The sequence below is a fragment of the Flavobacterium sp. MK4S-17 genome, assembly GCF_009848495.1.
Lineage (GTDB): Bacteria > Bacteroidota > Bacteroidia > Flavobacteriales > Flavobacteriaceae > Flavobacterium.
Genome location: NZ_WWEP01000036.1, coordinates 66931 through 87257, shown reverse-complemented (window position 1 = coordinate 87257; position 20327 = coordinate 66931). Strand labels below are relative to the sequence as shown.

Annotated in this window: 20 protein-coding genes; 9 read left to right on the top strand and 11 right to left on the bottom strand. The window is 38.7% G+C overall.

Going from position 1 to position 20327, the window contains the following annotated elements:
- Nucleotides 1-90: 90 nt before the first annotated feature.
- The 4 genes from GSF09_RS12740 to GSF09_RS12725 all read left to right on the top strand — a co-directional run bounded on the left by GSF09_RS12740 (nt 91) and on the right by GSF09_RS12725 (nt 4013).
- A complete protein-coding gene (locus GSF09_RS12740; protein ID WP_159802073.1) occupies nt 91-1089 on the top strand; it encodes a glycosyltransferase family 2 protein in 999 nt (332 codons plus the stop codon).
- Complete coding sequence (gene coaE / locus GSF09_RS12735; RefSeq protein WP_159802071.1) at nt 1086-1673, top strand: dephospho-CoA kinase; 588 nt, start codon at nt 1086-1088, stop codon at nt 1671-1673. The genes GSF09_RS12740 and coaE overlap by 4 nt, the downstream gene beginning before the upstream one ends.
- A 71-nt stretch (nt 1674-1744) precedes the next feature.
- Entirely contained in the window at nt 1745-3283 is a 1539-nt protein-coding gene (locus GSF09_RS12730; protein WP_159802368.1) for a sensor histidine kinase KdpD, read from the top strand.
- 4 nt (nt 3284-3287) lie between these two features.
- Nucleotides 3288-4013 (top strand): response regulator transcription factor, encoded by a 726-nt coding sequence (locus GSF09_RS12725; protein ID WP_159802069.1) that lies wholly within the window; start codon nt 3288-3290, stop codon nt 4011-4013.
- Nucleotides 4014-4097: 84 nt separating this feature from the next.
- On the opposite strand, the gene GSF09_RS12720 is transcribed toward GSF09_RS12725, so the two are convergent.
- The 8 genes from GSF09_RS12720 to GSF09_RS12685 form a co-directional block, all read right to left on the bottom strand.
- The gene (locus GSF09_RS12720; RefSeq protein WP_159802067.1) at nt 4098-4838 is read right to left on the bottom strand and encodes an acyl-[acyl-carrier-protein] thioesterase; all 741 of its coding nucleotides are present in this window, start codon (nt 4836-4838) and stop codon (nt 4098-4100) included.
- Nucleotides 4838-5752 (bottom strand): tRNA (adenosine(37)-N6)-dimethylallyltransferase MiaA, encoded by a 915-nt coding sequence (miaA, locus tag GSF09_RS12715; protein WP_159802065.1) that lies wholly within the window; start codon nt 5750-5752, stop codon nt 4838-4840. Before miaA ends, GSF09_RS12720 begins: the two co-directional genes overlap by 1 nt.
- Nucleotide 5753: 1 nt before the next feature.
- Entirely contained in the window at nt 5754-6563 is an 810-nt protein-coding gene (locus GSF09_RS12710) for an ion transporter (RefSeq protein ID WP_159802063.1), read from the bottom strand.
- Nucleotides 6564-6608: 45 nt separating this feature from the next.
- On the bottom strand, nt 6609-7973 hold the full coding sequence (locus tag GSF09_RS12705; protein WP_159802061.1) for an exonuclease domain-containing protein: 1365 nt from the start codon (nt 7971-7973) through the stop codon (nt 6609-6611).
- Nucleotides 7974-8063: 90 nt separating this feature from the next.
- Nucleotides 8064-8723, bottom strand: coding sequence for a YggS family pyridoxal phosphate-dependent enzyme (locus tag GSF09_RS12700; protein WP_159802059.1), 660 nt, complete (start codon nt 8721-8723; stop codon nt 8064-8066).
- Between the two features lie 56 nt (nt 8724-8779).
- Complete coding sequence (locus tag GSF09_RS12695) at nt 8780-9994, bottom strand: DUF1015 domain-containing protein (RefSeq protein ID WP_159802057.1); 1215 nt, start codon at nt 9992-9994, stop codon at nt 8780-8782.
- 63 nt (nt 9995-10057) lie between these two features.
- Nucleotides 10058-10942, bottom strand: coding sequence for a 3-hydroxyacyl-CoA dehydrogenase family protein (locus GSF09_RS12690; RefSeq protein ID WP_159802055.1), 885 nt, complete (start codon nt 10940-10942; stop codon nt 10058-10060).
- A 25-nt stretch (nt 10943-10967) separates the two neighbouring features.
- Entirely contained in the window at nt 10968-11933 is a 966-nt protein-coding gene (locus tag GSF09_RS12685; RefSeq protein ID WP_159802053.1) for a Gfo/Idh/MocA family protein, read from the bottom strand.
- A 168-nt stretch (nt 11934-12101) separates the two neighbouring features.
- Between GSF09_RS12685 and GSF09_RS12680 the strand changes: the two genes are divergently transcribed.
- The gene (locus GSF09_RS12680) at nt 12102-12749 is read left to right on the top strand and encodes a protein-L-isoaspartate(D-aspartate) O-methyltransferase (RefSeq protein WP_159802366.1); all 648 of its coding nucleotides are present in this window, start codon (nt 12102-12104) and stop codon (nt 12747-12749) included.
- An 8-nt stretch (nt 12750-12757) separates the two neighbouring features.
- Here the strand turns inward: GSF09_RS12680 and smpB are convergent, their stop codons facing one another.
- Entirely contained in the window at nt 12758-13213 is a 456-nt protein-coding gene (gene smpB, locus GSF09_RS12675) for an SsrA-binding protein SmpB (RefSeq protein ID WP_159802050.1), read from the bottom strand.
- Between the two features lie 113 nt (nt 13214-13326).
- On the bottom strand, nt 13327-14601 hold the full coding sequence (gene glyA, locus GSF09_RS12670; protein WP_159802047.1) for a serine hydroxymethyltransferase: 1275 nt from the start codon (nt 14599-14601) through the stop codon (nt 13327-13329).
- 108 nt (nt 14602-14709) lie between these two features.
- On the opposite strand from glyA, the gene fahA reads away from it, so the two are divergent.
- The 3 genes from fahA (at nt 14710) to GSF09_RS12655 (ending at nt 16874) form a co-directional block, all read left to right on the top strand.
- Nucleotides 14710-15993, top strand: coding sequence for a fumarylacetoacetase (gene fahA / locus GSF09_RS12665; protein ID WP_159802044.1), 1284 nt, complete (start codon nt 14710-14712; stop codon nt 15991-15993).
- Between the two features lie 109 nt (nt 15994-16102).
- Nucleotides 16103-16456, top strand: coding sequence for a PadR family transcriptional regulator (locus GSF09_RS12660; protein ID WP_159802042.1), 354 nt, complete (start codon nt 16103-16105; stop codon nt 16454-16456).
- On the top strand, nt 16437-16874 hold the full coding sequence (locus GSF09_RS12655; RefSeq protein ID WP_159802039.1) for a hypothetical protein: 438 nt from the start codon (nt 16437-16439) through the stop codon (nt 16872-16874). Before GSF09_RS12660 ends, GSF09_RS12655 begins: the two co-directional genes overlap by 20 nt.
- A 279-nt stretch (nt 16875-17153) precedes the next feature.
- Here GSF09_RS12655 and ytxJ read toward each other — a convergent pair whose 3' ends face one another.
- A complete protein-coding gene (ytxJ, locus tag GSF09_RS12650) occupies nt 17154-17546 on the bottom strand; it encodes a bacillithiol system redox-active protein YtxJ (RefSeq protein WP_159802036.1) in 393 nt (130 codons plus the stop codon).
- A gap of 129 nt (nt 17547-17675) precedes the next feature.
- Between ytxJ and clpB the strand changes: the two genes are divergently transcribed.
- The gene (clpB, locus tag GSF09_RS12645) at nt 17676-20285 is read left to right on the top strand and encodes an ATP-dependent chaperone ClpB (protein ID WP_159802033.1); all 2610 of its coding nucleotides are present in this window, start codon (nt 17676-17678) and stop codon (nt 20283-20285) included.
- Nucleotides 20286-20327: the final 42 nt, after the last annotated feature.

Here is a 20327-nt window from a genome sequence, read left to right as displayed (position 1 = left end):
CATAGCCACTGGTTTTATAATTTTTTAAAAGCCACCAATTTTGGTGGCTTTTGTGTTATAAAAAACTAATTTTGTTAAAAAATAAGCTGTATGTATTTCTCGGTAATTGTTCCTGTTTATAACAGGCCGGATGAGGTTGATGAACTTTTGGAAAGCCTGTCGGTACAAACTTATAAAAAGGAGTTTGAGGTTGTAATTATTGAAGATGGTTCAACAACTACCTGTAGCCATATTGCAGAAAAATATAAGGCAAAACTTTTGGTATCCTATTATTTTAAAGAAAATTCAGGCCCGGGAGACTCACGTAATTTTGGTATGCAGCAGGCAAAAGGCAATTATTTTATTATACTGGATTCCGATTGTATTTTACCGCCCGGCTACCTGCAAAGTGTAGAAGATAACCTTAATGCAGCTTATACAGATTGTTTTGGCGGGCCGGATGCAGCCCTAAAGAGCTTTAGCGATATACAAAAAGCTATAAATTTTACAATGACCTCGTTCTTAACTACAGGAGGTGTAAGGGGAAAATCTGAAAAAATTGAAAAGTTCCAGCCAAGAAGCTTTAACATGGGGCTTTCGGCAGAAGCTTTCAGGCTTTCGGGAGGTTTTGGCAATATTCATCCAGGTGAAGACCCTGACCTTTCTATAAGGTTATGGAAAATGGGTTTTAAAACAAGGCTTTTCCCAAATTCTTTTGTTTACCATAAACGCAGGATAAACTGGAACAGGTTTTTTCAGCAGGTTAATAAATTTGGCAAGGCAAGGCCCATATTGGATTTATGGCATCCTGAATATAAAAAGGTTACTTTTTTATTTCCTTCGTTATTTATAATTGGGCTTGTGTTTTCTCTTATTGTATTGTTAATTAATATTACTTTTCCTATATATATTTATACTTTGTACCTGCTTTTATTGTTATGCGTATCTGCTATTAGCAACAGGAGTATTGTAATAGGCTTTTATTCGGTTATTGCAGCACTTATACAGTTTTACGGCTATGGAACAGGGTATATGGAATCGTTTTTTAAAGTGCACATTTTAAGGCAGAAACCACAAAAGGCATTTCCAAAATTATTTTTTAAAAAATGAAAACCAGAGTAATAGGCCTTACAGGAGGAATTGGCAGCGGAAAATCTACAATGGCAAAGTATTTTGCCTCGTTGGGAGTTCCTGTATATATTGCCGATGATGAAGCCAAAAAAATATTACTTGAACCGCAAACAGTAAAAGAAATTGCAGAAGTTTTTGGTGATGAGGTTATGGTTAACGGTTTGCCCGACAGAAAAAAACTTGCGGCAGTTGTATTTAATTCTCCCGAGAAGCTTTCTGTTTTAAACAGTATAATTCATCCTAAAGTAAGGGAGGATTTTAGAAAATGGGTTGACAACCATAGTAATGAGAAATTCGTAATTAAAGAAGCTGCTATTTTATTTGAAAGCGGCAGTTATAAAGAATGTGACGATATTATATTGGTTACAGCCCCGCAGGATATAAGGGTACAACGGGTTATGCAGCGCGATAATGTTACCAGGGAAGAGGTTTTAAGCCGTATGGACAACCAATGGGACGACCAAAAAAAAGCAGCATTAAGTTCTTATATAATCAACAATATAAACCTTAATGATGCAAAGAAAAAAGCTGACGAAATATTTAAATTATTGAAAGACTGGTAAAAATACATTCTGTTGTTAATATTTGGTTAATATTTTCAAGCTTTAAATGTTAAAATGTTAATTTTGTGATGATGAATAAAACTAGGTTCCGCTTACTGGTATTTTTTATGAGTTTATCCCTTATCGGGATTATACTGGTACAGCTTTACTGGGTTAATTCGTCATTAAAAAATAATGACGAGCAGTTTAAATTCCATGTGCAGCAAATTTTAGGTAAAGTTGCCGGAAAACTGCAGGAGTTTGAGGAATATAACCTGTCTAAGCTGTTTACAAAATTTCAGGACAGTACCGGCAGGCCGCCATCCAGGGAGGAAATGCTTCCCTTTTATTATAATTCAAAACCAGGCAAAAGGGAAAGTGTTATTTATTCGGATAACATAAACCAAAAAGATTATAGTTTGTTCTTTGAAAAAGACAGGAATTCTGCAAAGAAAATTAATGACTCATTAAAGAGGAATTATAGCATAATTGAGGATGGCAAGAGTAATCCTGCAAGCGATGAAAATAGTGATATTGACACCTGGCAGCGTTACCAGTTTGCGCTTTACCTTAAAGATTACAGGGAGAATAACCCGCTTGAGGTGCGCATATCTGAGCAGTGGGTTGAAAAACTCCTGCAAAATGAGCTTAAGCAAAACGGGGTTAACACACCTTTTGAATTCGGTATTTATAATGACGGGCTTGCAACCAAAATCAGGTCAGACAATTTTAAATGGGATCCCGATGCCACCTATCAGCACTCTATTTATGAGGACAACGAAGGCTATTCAAAATACAGGCTGTTGGTAAGCTTTCCTCAAAAAAAGGTTTACCTGTTTAATTCTTTATTGGGCATAACACTGCTTTCAATAGTTTTTACGCTTATAATTATTATAGCCTATTTAAGTGCCATTAACCAGTTGATAAAACAAAAGCAGATTTCTGAAATAAAGACTGATTTTATCAATAATATGACGCATGAGTTTAAAACGCCCATTGCCACTATTAACCTGGCACTGGATGCTATAAAAAACCCGAAAATATTTGAGCATCCCGATAAGGTACAACGTTACCTGCAAATGATAAGGGATGAAAATAAAAGGATGCATTCGCAGGTTGAAAATGTACTGCAAATATCAAAACTGGATAAGAAAGAACTTGATATTACCAAAGACCAGGCTGATATACATGATGTTATTGAGGATGCAATAGAACACGTTCATTTAATTATTGAGGCAAGGAATGGTACCTTGACACGGCACTTTGAAGCACAGCGTACAACAGCATTGCTAAATGATGTGCATTTTACCAATGTGTTGGTTAATATACTTGACAATGCCATTAAATATTCACCCGAGGAGCCTGTTATTGATATCTACACTGAAAATGTAAAGGATTTTATCCTGATTAAGATTGAAGATAAAGGTCTGGGCATGTCTAAAAATACACAAAAACGTATATTTGAAAAGTTTTACCGTGAGCATACCGGCGATATCCATAATGTAAAAGGGCACGGGCTTGGCCTGGCCTATGTAAAAAGGATTATTGACGACCATAATTGCCACATTTATGTAGAAAGTGAAAAAGGGAAAGGCAGTACCTTTATAATAAAAATGCCACTAATAAATTAAAAATATGGAAGAAGCGAACAAAAAGATTCTTTTAGTAGAAGATGATCCTAACTTCGGAGCAGTATTAAAAGATTATCTGCTGATTAACGATTTTGACGTAACACTCGCCAAAAACGGTATGGAAGGGTTTGAAAAATTTAAAAAAGATAATTATGACCTTTGCATACTTGATGTTATGATGCCGTATAAAGACGGATATACACTTGCAAGGGAGATAAGGGAAAAAAATAAAGAAGTGCCTATTATTTTCCTAACGGCAAAATCAATGAAAGAAGATGTTTTAAAAGGCTATAAAGTAGGTGCGGATGATTACCTTAACAAGCCTTTTGACTCTGAAGTGCTTTTAATGAAGATTAAAGCCATAATACAGAGGAAAGCATCTGAAACTAAAACGGATAACTCTAAATTTGAGTTCCAGATTGGTAAATTCCACCTTAACTCAAAATTACGTTTCCTTACTTTTGAAAAAGAAGAACCGATTAAGCTTTCTCCAAAAGAGAATGAATTGCTTAAAATGCTTGCTCTTCATGAAAACGACCTTATGCCGAGAGAGCTTGCCCTTACCAAAATATGGAGGGACGACAATTACTTTACCTCAAGGAGTATGGACGTTTACATTGCCAAGTTAAGGAAATACCTTAAGCCGGATGAAGATGTGGAAATACTAAACATTCATGGCGAAGGCTTCAGGCTTGTAGTTAAAAACAAAGTGTCGGAAGACAATAAATAGTAACCCGACAGAAAATAATTTATCCTCTGTTGCTTGTAATAACAACCTGTGCGGGCTGGTTATTTCAAGTAATAAGAGGATTTTTTATTTCCAGTTCAGTTCCAGCACAAAACAGGGTTGCCCATTTTTATTAACCGTAAAATATTCCAGGTTATCTTCTTTTCCCTTATTTATTTCTACAGCATCATCCAGCTTAAGCTCCCGCAGGTAATTCATGTCAAAACTTTTAAGCTGCTGTTTTAGCAAAGGGCGGTAATCAATAGTGTCAAGGCACCATTCCAGGTATTTTACATTATTGGCATGAAAAACAATATCAAGGTCAGAAAGCACAACTTTTCTTTCTGCAATTACTGAAGCTTCCCTTGCAACATCAATCCGTTTAAAAGACTGCTCAGCAGGCATTTTTTCGGGATATTTTGTAAAGTGTTCATGCGGCAAAGCCAGCGATTCAGCTTTACGCAGTTTGGTATTAATTACTGCCCAGTAAGTTAATGAGCCTGCAACTTTCCTATTTCCTATATACATTTCCAGTGCCCGTATGGAACGTGAGCCCTGTAAATCTAAAATCCATGTTTTAATAGTTACCACATCACGCCACTTCGGCATTTCTTCAATTTCAACCCGCATACGGCTTAGTACCCATGCCTGGTCATGAACCTGCATATCGGTAAAGCTCATGCCGCCCAGTTCGGCGTGCGCCCCTGCTGTTAACTGCAAGAGGTTGCAAAGTTCAGTTTGCCTTAAATAGCCATTAGGGTGGCATTGCAGGAAATTAATTTCCCAATCCTGTGAGTATACAGATGTGAAATTTTCAGCTATGGGCATTATAATTTGTTTTTAATGTATTCAATAATAGTTGAAGCAGGAGTAGTATAATCAAACCATTTAACCTCCTCATTGCGCCGGAACCATGTCATTTGCCTTTTGGCAAAACGGCGTGTATTTTTTTTAATTTCTTCAAGGGCTGTTTCCAGTGTTATATCGCCATCAAAATAACTGAACAGTTCCCTATAGCCTACAGTTTGCAGTGCATTTAAATCTTTATGGGGGTATAATGCCTTCGCTTCGGCTATTAGGCCCTCATTAACCATAATATCAACACGTTTATTTATGCGGCTGTACATTTGTTCCCTTTCAGCTTCAAGGCCTATTATAATTGGTACAAAATTCCGGCTGTTCTTCTTTATGTTTAAAAAGGAAGAATAGGGCTTGCCCGTGCCTATACAAACTTCCAGGGCACGCATTAAACGCTGCGGATTTTCTTTTGCCACGTTTTTATAATGAACAGGATCAAGCTTTTGCAGTTCCTGCTGAAGATATTCAATTCCGCCTTCCTTATAACCGGTAATAATGCCTTCACGCACTTCCGGTGCAATATCCGGAAAATCATCAAAGCCTTTAAGTACCGCATCTATATACAACCCTGAACCGCCCACCATAACCGCATAATCACTGCTTTTGTATATATCGTTAAGCAGGTTAACGGCATCACGTTCAAAATCGCCAACAGTGTACGTATCATGAATACTTATGTTCTGTATAAAATAGTGTTGTGCCGCTTCAAGTTCTTCAGCCGAAGGCACTGCTGTTCCTATAGCCATTTCCTTGAAAAACTGCCTGCTGTCTGCCGAAAGCACAGGGCAATTAAAATAATTGGCAATTTTAATTGCTAAAGCAGTTTTGCCAATAGCGGTTGGCCCTATTATGGTTATCAGGTATTTTTTTTGAGGAGTATTCATTTTATTTATTTAGGGAAAAGCCGCAGTTATAGCAAAATTTAGCATCATCCCTATGGTTGCCTGCATTGCACACATGGCATACCTGTGTGTTGGAATAAGCTTTTTTATCCTGTATAAACTGTGCTGTAACCAGTCCTGTAGGTACAACAATAATACCATAACCCATTATCATAATTATCATGGATATAAACTGCCCCAGCGGAGTAAGCGGTGTTAAATCGCCAAAGCCAACAGTGGTGAGTGTTACAATAGTCCAGTAAACACTTATAGGTATGTTATTAAAGCCGCTTTGCGGGCCTTCTACTATATACATAAGCGTGCCCATTATAACACATAATATTATTACACCAAAAAGGAATACGGCTATTTTAATACGGCTGCGCTTAAGTGAGAGTAATAACTGGTTTGAGGCCCACACAAAATTCATCATTTTAAGGATGCGGAACACCCGTAGCAGGCGTAGTGCCCGTATTGAAATGAGGAAGCCAAGCCCGGGGAATAAAAGGTCAATATATTTTGGCAGCATGGCCAGGAAATCTATTATCCCATAAAAACTGAAAATATAACTGGCAGGCTTTTTAACCGAAACAATCCGCGCTATATATTCTAATGTAAAAAAGGCAGTAATAACCCACTCTATAATATCAAGCTGTTCCCCATATACAATTTTAATGCTTGCTACGCTTTCCAGCATTACTGCTACAATACTTATAAGTATCAGTATAAGCAGTATAACATCAAACAGTTTGCCTTCGGGCGTGTCAGCCTCATATATAATTTCGTGCAGCTTGTTGCGGAAACCTTTCGGCATAAGGGATAATTACAGTGGGTTAATTACCCAAAGATACTAAAACTCTCAGAGGGTTATTATTTTAAGGGCTTTCTTTTTACGGATGTAACTTTGTATTATGTGCTTTACATCTTTATTATGCTCCATCGGGATAAGGATGTTTTTCAGTATATCTGTTTTATTTACCTGGTAATTAAGGTTAAAAAAGGCATAGCCCTTATATATTCCCTTTTCAATAAGAACCGCGCTACGTTCTTCAATAGTCCTGCCTTTATCAATAATTATCATGCTTTGGTGGTTAAAACTGTTATTATTAATAAACTCGGTAACACGCAGATTGTAGTCCTGTGGGCTTTCATTGCCAATGCATGCACCATTGCAGGTGTTGAGTTCATAAGGGAAGCAGTGGGCTTTGGCATTGCTGTCCAGCCCCGTCAATTTTTGACAAAGATTATATTTTTCGGTAATTTTAAATAAAGCGCTTTTTGCTTCTGTCAACCCGGGGAAAGAAATAATTTCCTTTTTCCTGCCATCTGTTTTCTGTATGCTTAGGCAGATATAGCCGCCAGCATTTTTTTCAGCGTATAATGACCAGGGGTAAACGCTTTTCTTTTGGGCACGGTTGTATATCGGCTTATTGGTTTTAATTTCCTGGCATTCTTTTAAAAGGGCAATAAGCTCGCTCCCCGTTTCCTCATAATTTACTGTAAAGGCATCGCGCTGAATTTTTTTAGATTTTCTTGACGTACCTGTAAAATGCTGGTTGAGCCTTTTTTTAATATTATTGCTTTTGCCAATATAAATAAGGTCGCCATTTTCTTTGTAGATGTAGTATAAACCCAATATTGGCGGGATGCTTTCAAGCAGGTCGAACAGCTTGGGGTGTATGCCTTTTTTACGTTCGGTTTTTACAAGGCTTTTTACAATTTCTTTTTCAATGTCCTTAGACAATAATAATTTAAAAAGCTGAACGGTTGCAAGCGCGTCGCCTGTGGCACGGTGCCTGTCGCTTATGGGTATGCCAAGCGAGCGCACAAGTTTGCCAAGGCTGTAGGATTTTTGGTTGGGCAGCAGCTTTTGCGATAGTTCTACTGTGCAAAGCGTCTGCTTTTCAAAATCATATCCAAGGTTTTTAAATTCTGTTTTTAAAACCCTGTAATCAAATAGCGCATTATGGGCTACCAGTATGCAGCCTTCAGTAATTTCAATTATACGTTTTGCCACTTCATAAAATTTGGGGGCACTCCGCAGCATTGCATTACTAATGCCGGTTAGCTTAACCACGAAGGGCTGTATGGGCTTTTCAGGATTTAAAAGGCTTATAAACTGGTCCTCAACCTCATGGCCATTATACCTGTATATGGCAATTTCGGTAATTCCTTCCTCGTTAAATTGCCCGCCGGTAGTTTCTATGTCAAGTATTGCGTACAAAAAGGGGATTTAAAATTATACTGTGTAAAGTTTACAAAGGTCGGAAAAAATATGAACTTTACAGCTATTGCCGAAAGGGCAAAAATTATTTTAACGCATACCAAAGATACTGCTGCCTATGCGCACCATGGTACTGCCGCATTCAATAGCAATTTTATAATCGCCGCTCATACCCATAGATAAAACGGAAATTTCACTGTTAGGTACAGGATAATTTTTTAAATTATCAAAAATTGCTTTAAGCTGCGTAAATTCTTTAGCTATCTGCTGTTCATTATCGGTAAAAGTAGCCATACCCATCAGCCCCTTTACTTTTATATTTTCCATTTGTGCAAATTCTTCTGATGCCAGCAGTTCTTCCAGTTCCTTTTCATCCATCCCGAATTTTGTTTCTTCTTCAGCTATATGCATTTGCAGGAGGCAGTTAATAACCCTGTTATTTTTTTTGGCCTGTTTGTTTATCTCTTTTAAAAGTTTCAGGCTGTCCACACCGTGTACAAGGCTTACAAAAGGAGCCATGTATTTTACCTTATTGGTTTGCACATGCCCAATCATGTGCCATTCAGCGTCTTTTGGCATCTGTTCCCATTTTTCTGCCATTTCCTGTATTTTATTCTCGCCAAAAGTGCGCTGCCCTGCATTATAGGCTTCCATAAGGTCGGCTACAGGTTTGGTTTTACTTACCGCAACCAGTGTAACATGGGGCGGGAGGGAAGTTTTTATATTTTGGAGGTTATTTGCTATTGACATTAATTTAAAAATTATTGCTTTTCAAATATACTAATACGCGCTTAACAGATTAGGAATTACAATTCATAAATTACAAGTCCGCTCCTGAATTTTGGAGTAATATAGGTGCTTTTAGGCGGCATTATGAGGTTGTTATCGGCCAGTTCTTTAATTTCATTTATACTGGCAGGATATAGCATAAAGCCGACCTCAAACTCCCCCTCATCAACCATTTGCTTAATTGCGGTAACAGGTTTGTTGCCGGGTATGTATTCAATACGCTCATCATTACGCAGGTCGCCAATGCCCAGTAGCGGATGAAGCACTTTTTTATATAATATTTGTGCATCTAACGAATCCAGCACATTTTTATAATCAGTTTCTTTTAGGTGCAGGGCATAAAATTCACCGTCAAGATACATCCCAAAGCTGAATTTATTTTGAGGTTTCCACAATTCCTGCTTTTTGTTTTCAATAGTAAAATCCTTTTCAAGCGCTGTGAGAAAATCCTGCTTTGTAAGTCCGTTAAGGTCATGTATTATCCTGTTGTATTCATAAATTTTCAGATTGCTTTCGCAAATAAGGAAACTCATAAAATAGTTCAGGTTCTTGTTACCCGATGCCTTGTCCTGCTCATACAGCATATTAGCAGAAGCTGAGCGGTGGTGGCCGTCAGCTATGTAAAGGCTTTCGGTATTTTCAAAATGGTTTTGCAGCCACGCAATATCCTTTTGGTTTTTTATACGCCACAAAGTGTGTTTCTCCCTGTTGGGTGTTGAAAAATGGTACAGGGGCCTTTTATTTTTTTTTGCAGATATCCATTCCTGCAATTCATCATTTTCAGGATAGGTTATTAAAACGGGCTCGGTGTTAAATCCTGTGGTGTGCAGGTAATCTTTAAAATACTCAACCCTGTAGGGTAGTGTATCTTCGTGTTTTTTTATAACATTGCTCCTATAGTCAGCTATAGATGTTCCGGCTATGATACCGCTGAAAGTATGGTTTTTACCCTGAATTTCATACAGGTAAAAAACGGGCTCGTTTTCGTGTTTTAATATAAGTTCCTCTTTAAATTCATTGTATTTTATCTGCACCGATTTAAGCCTTGTTGCTGTGGCTATTTTTTGCAGGTTAACATAAGCCGGGTTAAGCACATGAAGGAATGAAAAGGGGTTGTAATCCAGTTGCGAGGCAAGCTCAGCCGCACTATATTCATCATACGAACGGGATGTAACAAGGCTTACCTTATCGCGCGCAGGGCGCACCGCTTTAAAGGGAACTATCTTTGCCATAGTATAAGCCCCGCCGCAGGGCGGGGTTTGTATTAAATTATCCTTACTACAGGATAAAGAAGATTATTTTTTGTAAGCTACTTTTTCAGCTTTTTTGCTTTCAGAATAATCATAAAAGCCTTCACCTGATTTTACGCCAAGCTTGCCGGCCATAACCATATTTACCAATAAAGGGCATGGGGCATATTTAGGGTTTTTAAACCCGTCATACATTACGTTTAAGATAGAAAGGCAAACATCAAGCCCTATAAAGTCAGCAAGTTGTAAAGGCCCCATAGGGTGTGCCATGCCCAGTTTCATAACAGTATCAATTTCATAAACACCTGCAACGCCGTTATATAATGTTTCAATGGCCTCATTAATCATGGGCATTAATATGCGGTTAGCTACAAAGCCCGGGTAATCATTAACCTCAACAGGTACTTTACCAAGCTTTTCGGAAAGCTCCATAATAGTATTCGTAACCTCATCAGATGTGTTGTAGCCCCTTATTATTTCCACAAGCTTCATTATAGGCACAGGGTTCATAAAGTGCATACCTATTACTTTATCCTGCCTTGATGTTACTGCTGCAATTTGTGTAATAGATATTGATGAGGTATTGGTTGCCAGTATAGTTCCGGCCTCGCAAAATGAATCAAGATCCCTGAATATTTTAAGTTTGAGTTCAACATTTTCTGTCGCGGCTTCAACCACAAGGTCAGTATTTACAACGCCGTCCTTAATATCGGTATAAGTAATAATATTACTTATTGTTTTGTGCTTTTCCTCTTCGGCTATTGTGCCTTTTGCAACCATACGGTCAAGATTTGCCGCTATGGTGGCCATACCCTTTTCAAGCGATTTTTCGGAAATATCAATAAGCTTTACATTAAAACCGTTTTGTGCAAAAGTATGGGCTATACCGTTGCCCATAGTTCCTGCGCCAATTACTGCTATGTTTTTCATTTAGTATGTCTGTTTGTTGTTTGTTTTATTTTTTAAAGCAATCTATAACACTGTAGGCTATACGCAAAGCTTCGGTGCCGTCTTCCAGTGTTACAATAGGTGTAGTATTATTATTAATGGCGTCTGCAAAAGTTTCCAGCTCATCAAGAATGGCATTGTTTGCTGTAACCTCCGGATTTTCAAAATAAATCTGCTTTTTCAGCCCTTCAGCATTTTGTAGTATCATATCAAAATCTCCCGGAATTTCGGGCGCATCCTTCATTTTAACCACTTCGCAAGCTTTATCCAGGAAGTCAACCGATATATAGGCATCTTTTTGGAAAAAACGTGTTTTACGCATATTTTTTAGCGAAATACGGCTTGAGGTAAGGTTGGCCACACAGCCATTTTCAAACTCGATGCGTGCATTGGCAATATCGGGTGTTTCGCTTATTACCGATACACCGCTTGCATTTATATTTTTAACTTTAGATTTTACTACGCTTAGTATGACATCAATGTCATGTATCATTAAATCCAGCACAACCGGCACATCAGTACCGCGGGGGTTAAATTCTGCCAGCCTGTGTGTTTCAATAAACATAGGGTTGTTTATTTTGTCGCGTGTGGCTATAAAAGCCGGGTTAAACCTTTCCACGTGCCCCACCTGGCCTTTTACATTATATTGTTTGGCTAGTGCTATTATTTCTTCTGCTTCCTGTACCGTATTGGAAATAGGCTTTTCCAAAAACACATGCTTGCCGGCCTTTATAGCTTCTTTGGCACATTCGTAATGGGAAAGGGTAGGTGTAACAATATCCACTACATCAACCGCATTAATCAACTCGCTTATTGTATCAAATTTACGGTAGCCAAATTCACGGGATACTTTTTCAGCATTATTGTTGTCGGGGTCATAAAAACCTGCCAGTTCATACTTTTGTGACTGGTTAAGCAAGCGCAAATGTATTTTGCCCAGATGCCCTGCTCCCAGTACGCCAACTTTAAGCATAATGATATATATTTTAAACAAAAGTAACATTATTTAGCCTGAAAATGCAAGAAGCTGTTTTAAAAATGCCCTGTTCAATGTATTATTTTTAATAGGCATTACAGGTTAATTTAAGGCTTGGCTTTAATAAAAATGTTTTTATTTTTACCAAAAATACAATTACAGGCATTGAAAGATACAGCCAAACATCAGGGACTTCGTAATCAGTTGGTAACACTGCTGGAACAAAAAGGCATTACCGATAAAAATGTGCTTGAGGCTATACGAAAAATACCCAGACACCTTTTCCTTAACTCGGGTTTTGAAGATTATGCTTACCAGGATAAGCCTTTTCCCATAGGTGCAGGGCAAACTATTTCCCAGCCTTATACTGTAGCTTTCCAGTCGCAATTACTTGAGGTTAAAAAAGAAAGTAAGATACTGGAAGTAGGTACAGGTTCAGGCTACCAGACTGCTGTACTGTATGCAATGGGTGCCAAAGTATATAGCATTGAAAGGCAAAACGAATTATTTAAGTCTACCTCATTATTACTGCCTAAGCTTGGTATCAGGCCCAAGCATTTATCATTTGGTGATGGATATAAGGGACTGCCTAATTATGCTCCTTATGATGGTATAATAGTAACAGCAGGAGCACCTTTAATACCAAAGCCATTGATGGCACAATTAAAAATAGGTGGAAGGCTTGTAATTCCTGTGGGTGAGGAGAGCCGCAGCCAGATAATGACACTGCTTATACGCAGGGATGAAACAAGGTTTGAAAAGCACGAATTGGGCGAATTCCGTTTTGTGCCTTTACTCGAAAATAAGAATTAGGAAGAAAGCTATTTATAAATCTTTTTAATCCTGTCAAGATCACGTTTTACATCGCGGTCTTTGATGGTTTCACGCTTATCGTAGTTTTTCTTACCGCGGCACAACCCAATATCAAGTTTAGCAAGCCCTTTTTCGTTGGTAAAAAGCTTTAACGGTATAATAGTTAAACCTTTGTTCTGCACGCTTTTTTCAAGGCTTTTTAATTCTTTGCGGTTAAGCAGCAGTTTCCTCTCGCTTTTAGGTTTGTGCCCAAAGTTGTTGCTAAAGGCATATTCCTCAATAGTGCTGTTTATTACAAAAAGTTCATGGTTACTAAACTCACAAAAACTTTCGGCAATAGATGCCTTACCCTGCCTGATGGATTTAATTTCAGAGCCGGCCAGCACTATACCAGCAGTGTATTTTTCAAGGACTTCATAATCAAACTTAGCCCTTTTATTAAGTATGTTAACCGTTTTTTGCATAAGGAAAGCAAAGGTAATTACAATACTTTAATACAGCAAATTATTTAGCCGGCTGCAATAAGCAATAAAAAAACCCTCATTTAGAGGGATTTTTTTATTCAGTTTTATAATTTTTAGAACACAAAAATGGGCCTCTCACTCATCATGTCATTAACCTCATTGGCTACTTCCTCAATAACAGTTTCATCTGTGTGGTTTTCAATTACTCTGTCAATAAGGCTTACAATGGTTTCCATATCTTTTTCCATCAATCCCCTTGTGGTTATTGCTGCCGTACCCACACGGATGCCCGAAGTTACAAAAGGTGATTTATCATCAAAAGGAACCATATTTTTATTTACGGTAATTTCTGCTTTAACAAGTGCATTTTCAGCTTCTTTCCCTGATATGTTCTTGTTCCTAAGGTCAATAAGCATCATGTGGTTGTCAGTGCCGCCGCTTATAATGTCATAACCTCGCTTTACAAAAGCTTCGGCCATGGCCTTGGCATTTTTTTGTACCTGCAGCGCATAACGGAAAAACTCATCCTGTAAGGCTTCGCCAAAAGCAACAGCCTTGGCTGCAATAATATGCTCCAAAGGCCCACCCTGGTTGCCCGGAAATACGGCAGCATCCAGTAATGATGACATCATCCTTATTTCGCCTTTTGGTGTTTTAATGCCGAATGGGTTTTCAAAATCTTTCCCCATTAATATCATGCCACCCCTAGGCCCGCGCAGGGTTTTGTGGGTTGTGGTGGTAATTATATGGCAGTGCGGTACAGGGTCATTTAAAAGCCCTTTGGCTATAAGCCCTGCCGGGTGCGATATATCGGCAAGCAGAAGCGCGCCTACGCTGTCGGCAATTTCACGGAAACGCTTAAAATCCATATCGCGGGAATAGGCAGAAGCTCCCGCTATAATCATTTTAGGCTTTTCAGCTTTGGCTATTTCCTCAATTTTATCATAATTAAGCCTTCCGGTTTCTTTCTCTACGCCATAAAAAACAGTTTCATATAACCTTCCTGAAAAGTTTACCGGCGAGCCGTGCGTAAGGTGCCCCCCGTGCGAAAGGTCAAAACCAAGTATTTTATCGCCGGGCTTAAGGCAGGCATGGTAAACCGAAGCATTTGCCTGAGAGCCTGAATGTGGCTGCACATTGGCATACTCGGCACCAAACAGTGCTTTTGCCCTGTCAATGGCAATCTGCTCAATAACATCTACAACTTCACAACCGCCGTAATATCTTTTCCCGGGGTAGCCCTCAGCATATTTATTTGTGAGTACAGAACCTGCCGCTTCCATAACCTGGTCGCTCACAAAATTTTCAGATGCTATAAGTTCAAGGCCGTGTATTTGCCTGTCCTGTTCTTCAAGGATAAGGTCAAAAATCTGTTCGTCGCGTTGCATTTTATAATTTTTCGTTAATTTGCTGTCAAAAATATAAAAAAGGTTTGGTAAAACCATTTGTAAAAGTATATTTGATAAATCGAATAAAGCAAAAACACACAAAAAATTATGCCATTAACAGCAAACGACCCTTCCAGGAAATCATGGCTGGAAGTACCCGCTAACAGCGATTTCCCGATACAAAATATACCCTTTGGAGTTTTTATAACAAAAGATGATGTGGTAACCATAGGTACACGCATAGGCGATTATGCTATTGACCTGGGCGCACTGCAGCAGCTTAATTATTTTGAAGGTATTGAGCTTACCGATGATATGTTTATGCAGGATACGCTTAATGACTTTATATCTGACGGTAAAAAAACATGGAGGCTGGTGCGCAACCGCATTGCTGATATTTTTGATGCCGATAACCCAAAGCTAAGGGATAATGCCAAACACAGGGAAATAGTAATTTTTAATATGGATGAGGTTGAAATGCAGCTTCCGGTGCTTATTGGTGATTATACAGATTTTTACTCAAGTAAAGAACATGCCACCAATGTAGGAAAAATGTTCCGCGACCCGGAAAATGCATTACTGCCAAACTGGCTTCACCTTCCTGTGGGGTACCACGGCAGGTCGTCTACCATAGTGCCATCGGGCATACCGGTACAGAGGCCAAAAGGGCAAACCTTGCCGAATGGTGAAACACAGCCTGTTTTCGGGCCATCAAGGCTTGTGGATTTTGAGCTTGAAATGGCTTTTATTACCACTGATGCCAATATAATGGGCGAACCTATACCTGTGGAAGAGGCAGAGGAGCATATTTTTGGTCTGGTATTGTTTAATGACTGGAGTGCACGCGATATACAAAAATGGGAATATGTGCCACTTGGGCCATTCCTTGCCAAAAATTTTGCATCATCCATGTCGCCATGGATAGTAACGCTGGATGCACTGGAGCCTTTCCGTACAAAAGGGCCTGAGCAAAACCCGCAGCCTATGGAATACCTTAAACAGGATGGCGAACATGCTTTTGATATAAACCTGCAGGTTGCTATACAGCCGGAAGGTGGAGAGGAAAATATAATATGCAACTCCAACTTTAAATATATGTACTGGAGTATGGCGCAGCAGCTGGCGCACCATACTGTAAACGGCTGCCGTGTAAACAGTGGCGACCTTATGGGCAGCGGAACCATTTCCGGCCCTACGCCCGATAGCTTTGGCTCTATGCTGGAACTAACCTGGGGTGGAAAAAATCCTATTAAACTAAGCGATGGTACCGAACGTAAGTTTATAAATGACGGCGACTGTGTTATTATGCGCGGCCATTGCGAAAAAGATGGTGTACGCATCGGCTTTGGTGATGTGAGCAGTAGGCTCTTACCTCCCTTTAGTAAGAAATAATGCATTTAAATATTAAAAAAACCCTCCACTTACGGAGGGTTTTTTTATGACTGTAAAATAAATTAAACATTTTATTTGTATACATTTAAATAAAATGTATATTTGTAATATGTATAATAAAGAACTCACAAAGGGAACCTTACAGCCAATTATTTTAAAGCTGCTTAGTGACAGCGATAAAATGTATGGTTATGAAATAACGCAGAAAGTAAAAGAATTAACAAAAGGGAAAATTGATATATCGGAAGGTGCACTATACCCAATTTTGCATAAAATGGAGGCAGAGAATATATTGGAAACGGAAAAGGTATATATAGGAAAGCGGGTGCGTAAATATTATAAAGTAACGGGACAGGGAAAAAAAGCAGCCCAAAAGGTTACTGAAGAGTTACAGGATTTTATCGAAACACTTTCAATAATTTTTAAACAGAAAGAATTAGCCTATGCAACTGACGGAAGATAATATTGAATATATATCCAATAACCTGGATTTTTATGGCATTATTGAGCCCGAACTCAAGGAAGACCTTTTAGACCATATATGTACTTATATAGAAAATGATAATTTTAATAGTTTTGAGTCAGCTTACCAGGAGGCTGTGCAAAAATTTGGGGGGCAGTATGCTATTGGTCGGATACAACATCAAACATTTATAATGGTTAGCTTGCAAAGCAAGCTTAAACGTAAAAGAGTACTTTATATAACAGGATATCTTACAGGTTTTTTTATCAGTACAGGCAGTATATTTAAAATTATGCACTGGCCTGTAGCAAGTATACTTATAGTATTAGGTTTTATAACATTTAACTTTACCTTTTTGCCTTTGTTTTTTTATCACTGGTATAAAAATTCAATGGAAAAACAATATAGTAATCATTAATCACTTAATAATCATTCAATCATGAAACGAGCAATTTATTTAATTGGTTTTCTTGCCACCTTTACACTTAGCACTGGCTTTATTTTTAAATTAATGCATTGGCCGGGAGCCAGTGTTATGATGCTGACTGGTTTTATATTATTAGACATTGGTTTTTTACCTATGTATTTTTATGATAAATATAAGGCTGCAAAAAGTTAACGTTGTAATTTGAGTTATTTAAGAAAGCCTGTTACAGTTAGTAACAGGCTTTTTTTTATCAAAATAATTATATTCAAGCTATAATTTATCACTTAATTTTTCCGCCTCAATATCGCTGTGTGAAGCATCATAAACCGCTTTACCGTTTTTAATTAGCAGTACTTGGGGAGATTGGTGTGTAACTCCGAATCTTTCGGCTATCGCATTAGAGATGTCCCTATGCTCCAAAAGGTCTAAAAAATAAGGCTTAACACTATTTTCCTCAATAGCATATTCTTTTTCAAAATTCCGCAATACCATATTGCTTATCCCGCAGCGTGTGCTGTGCTTAAAAATAAGTACCGGTAATTGCTCCGACTCATTTTCTATTGTTTCAAGTTGTTGCATTTCTGTTAAAGCGTTCCATTTTATTGTAGCTGAATGGCTAACTTTACTGTCATTGTTTCCGAACATTTTATCTAAAAAGCCCATATTGTTATTTTAAGAAGACAAAATGGCTGCTATTAATTTAGAAATAAACAATATAGCGGTCATTTTGTCGGATTTTACTTAGTGGAATATAAATTGAAATATCCTTATCAAATTTAAATAAATAAGATTATGAATTTTGCCAATTTTACTATAAAATCTCAGGAAGCCATACAAAGGGCACAGCAAATAGCCCAAAGCTATGGCCATCAGCAAATAGAAAACGAACATATTGTAAAAGCAATACTGGAGGTAGATGAAAATGTAACACCATTCCTGTTGAAAAAACTGAATGTAAATGTGGGCCTTTTTCAGCAGGTACTGGACAGTACACTGCAAAGCTTTCCTAAAGTTTCAGGAGGAGATATGACCTTATCCCGTGAGGCAGGGGCTTCGCTAAACGAGGCTTCCAACATTGCCCGTAAAATGAACGATGAGTTTGTTTCTATTGAACATTTACTGCTTGCTATTTTTGCGTCAAAAAGCAAGGTTGCCCAAATATTAAAAGACCAGGGCGTTACCGAAAAAGGCTTGAAATCAGCTATTGAAGAGCTTCGTAAAGGGGAAAGGGTAACCAGTGCCAGTGCCGAGGAAACCTATAATTCCCTGAATAAATATGCCAAGAACCTTAACCAGCTTGCCAATGACGGGAAACTGGATCCTGTTATAGGACGTGATGAGGAAATAAGGAGGGTATTGCAAATACTTTCCCGCCGTACAAAAAACAACCCTATGCTGGTAGGTGAGCCCGGTGTGGGTAAAACAGCTATAGCCGAAGGTTTAGCGCACCGCATTATTCAGGGTGACGTTCCTGAAAACCTGAAAAATAAAATTGTGTATTCGCTTGATATGGGGGCGCTTATTGCAGGTGCCAAATACAAAGGTGAATTTGAGGAACGTTTAAAATCAGTTGTTAAGGAAGTAACCTCGGCAGAGGGCGATATAGTATTGTTTATAGACGAGATACATACCCTTGTGGGTGCCGGTGGCGGTGAAGGCGCAATGGACGCAGCTAATATATTAAAGCCTGCACTTGCCCGTGGTGAACTTCGTGCCATAGGTGCCACAACCCTTGATGAATATCAAAAGTATTTTGAAAAGGATAAAGCACTGGAAAGGCGTTTTCAGAAAGTAATGGTAGATGAACCGGATACCGAAAGCGCTATTTCCATACTTCGGGGTATCAAGGAAAAATATGAAACGCACCACCAGGTTCGCATTAAAGATGATGCCATTATTGCCGCTGTTGAGCTTTCACAACGCTATATTACCAACAGGTTCCTGCCGGATAAGGCAATAGACCTTATGGACGAGGCTGCCAGTAAACTACGTATGGAAATAAACTCCAAACCGGAGGAACTGGATGTGCTGGACAGGAAGATAATGCAGCTTGAAATTGAAATTGAGGCCATTAAGCGTGAAAATGATGAGGTGAAGCTTAAATCACTCGGTTTAGAACTTGCTAATCTTAAGGAGGAAAGAAATGAAATATATGCACGGTGGAAAAGCGAAAAGGATATTGTAGATAATATCCAAACATTTAAAACCGAAATTGAGAATTATAAACTGGAAGCTGAACGTGCCGAACGTGAAGGTGATTATGGTAAGGTAGCTGAACTGCGCTACGGAAAAATTAAGGAAGCCCAGGAAAAGCTTGATGAAATGCAAAAGCAGCTACAGGAAAGCCAAAAAGGGGAAAGCCTTATTAAGGAAGAAGTAACCAGTGAGGATATTGCAGAGGTTGTGGCTAAATGGACAGGAATACCTGTAACCAAAATGCTGCAAAGCGAGCGTGAAAAACTTTTGAACCTTGAAGAAGAGCTGCATAAGCGTGTAGTAGGGCAGGAGGAAGCCATACAGGCTGTGAGCGATGCCGTGAGGCGTAGCCGCGCCGGCCTACAGGACCAGAAAAAACCTATAGGCTCTTTTCTTTTCCTGGGTACAACCGGTGTGGGTAAAACCGAGTTGGCAAAAGCCCTAGCAAGCTATTTGTTTGACGATGAAAATGCCATGACACGAATTGACATGAGCGAATATCAGGAAAGGCACAGCGTGAGCCGACTTGTGGGTGCGCCTCCGGGATATGTGGGGTATGACGAAGGCGGACAGTTAACCGAAGCGGTAAGGAGAAAACCTTATTCGGTAGTATTGCTGGATGAAATTGAAAAGGCGCATCCTGATACCTTCAATATACTGTTGCAGGTTCTTGATGAAGGCAGGCTGACCGATAATAAAGGACGCCTGGCAGATTTTAAAAATACTATCATCATCATGACTTCCAATATGGGCAGCAGTATTATTCAGGAAAAGTTTGATAACCTGAAAGGGAATATTGAAGCTGCTACTGAGGCTGCCAAAAACGAGGTGCTTGGATTATTAAAACAAACTGTGAGGCCGGAGTTTATAAACCGTATTGATGATATTGTAATGTTTACCCCGCTTTCTTCTGAAAATATTAAGGAGATAGTAGGCTTGCAGCTAAAATCGGTTACTAAACTACTTGCACAGCAAAACATAACACTTGATGCCACACCTGAAGCGATTGATTATCTTTCAAAACGAGGATATGATCCTGATTTTGGGGCAAGGCCTGTAAAAAGGGTAATTCAGAAAGAGGTTATGAACGAGCTTAGCAAGCAGATACTTGCCGGAAAAATAACTACAGACAGCATTATATTACTTGATAGTTTTGACGGACATTTGGTGTTCCGCAACGAGGGTAGTTTAACAGAAGGAGAATAATTAAATAAATGAATAGATAAAAAAAGCCGCTTTAAGCGGCTT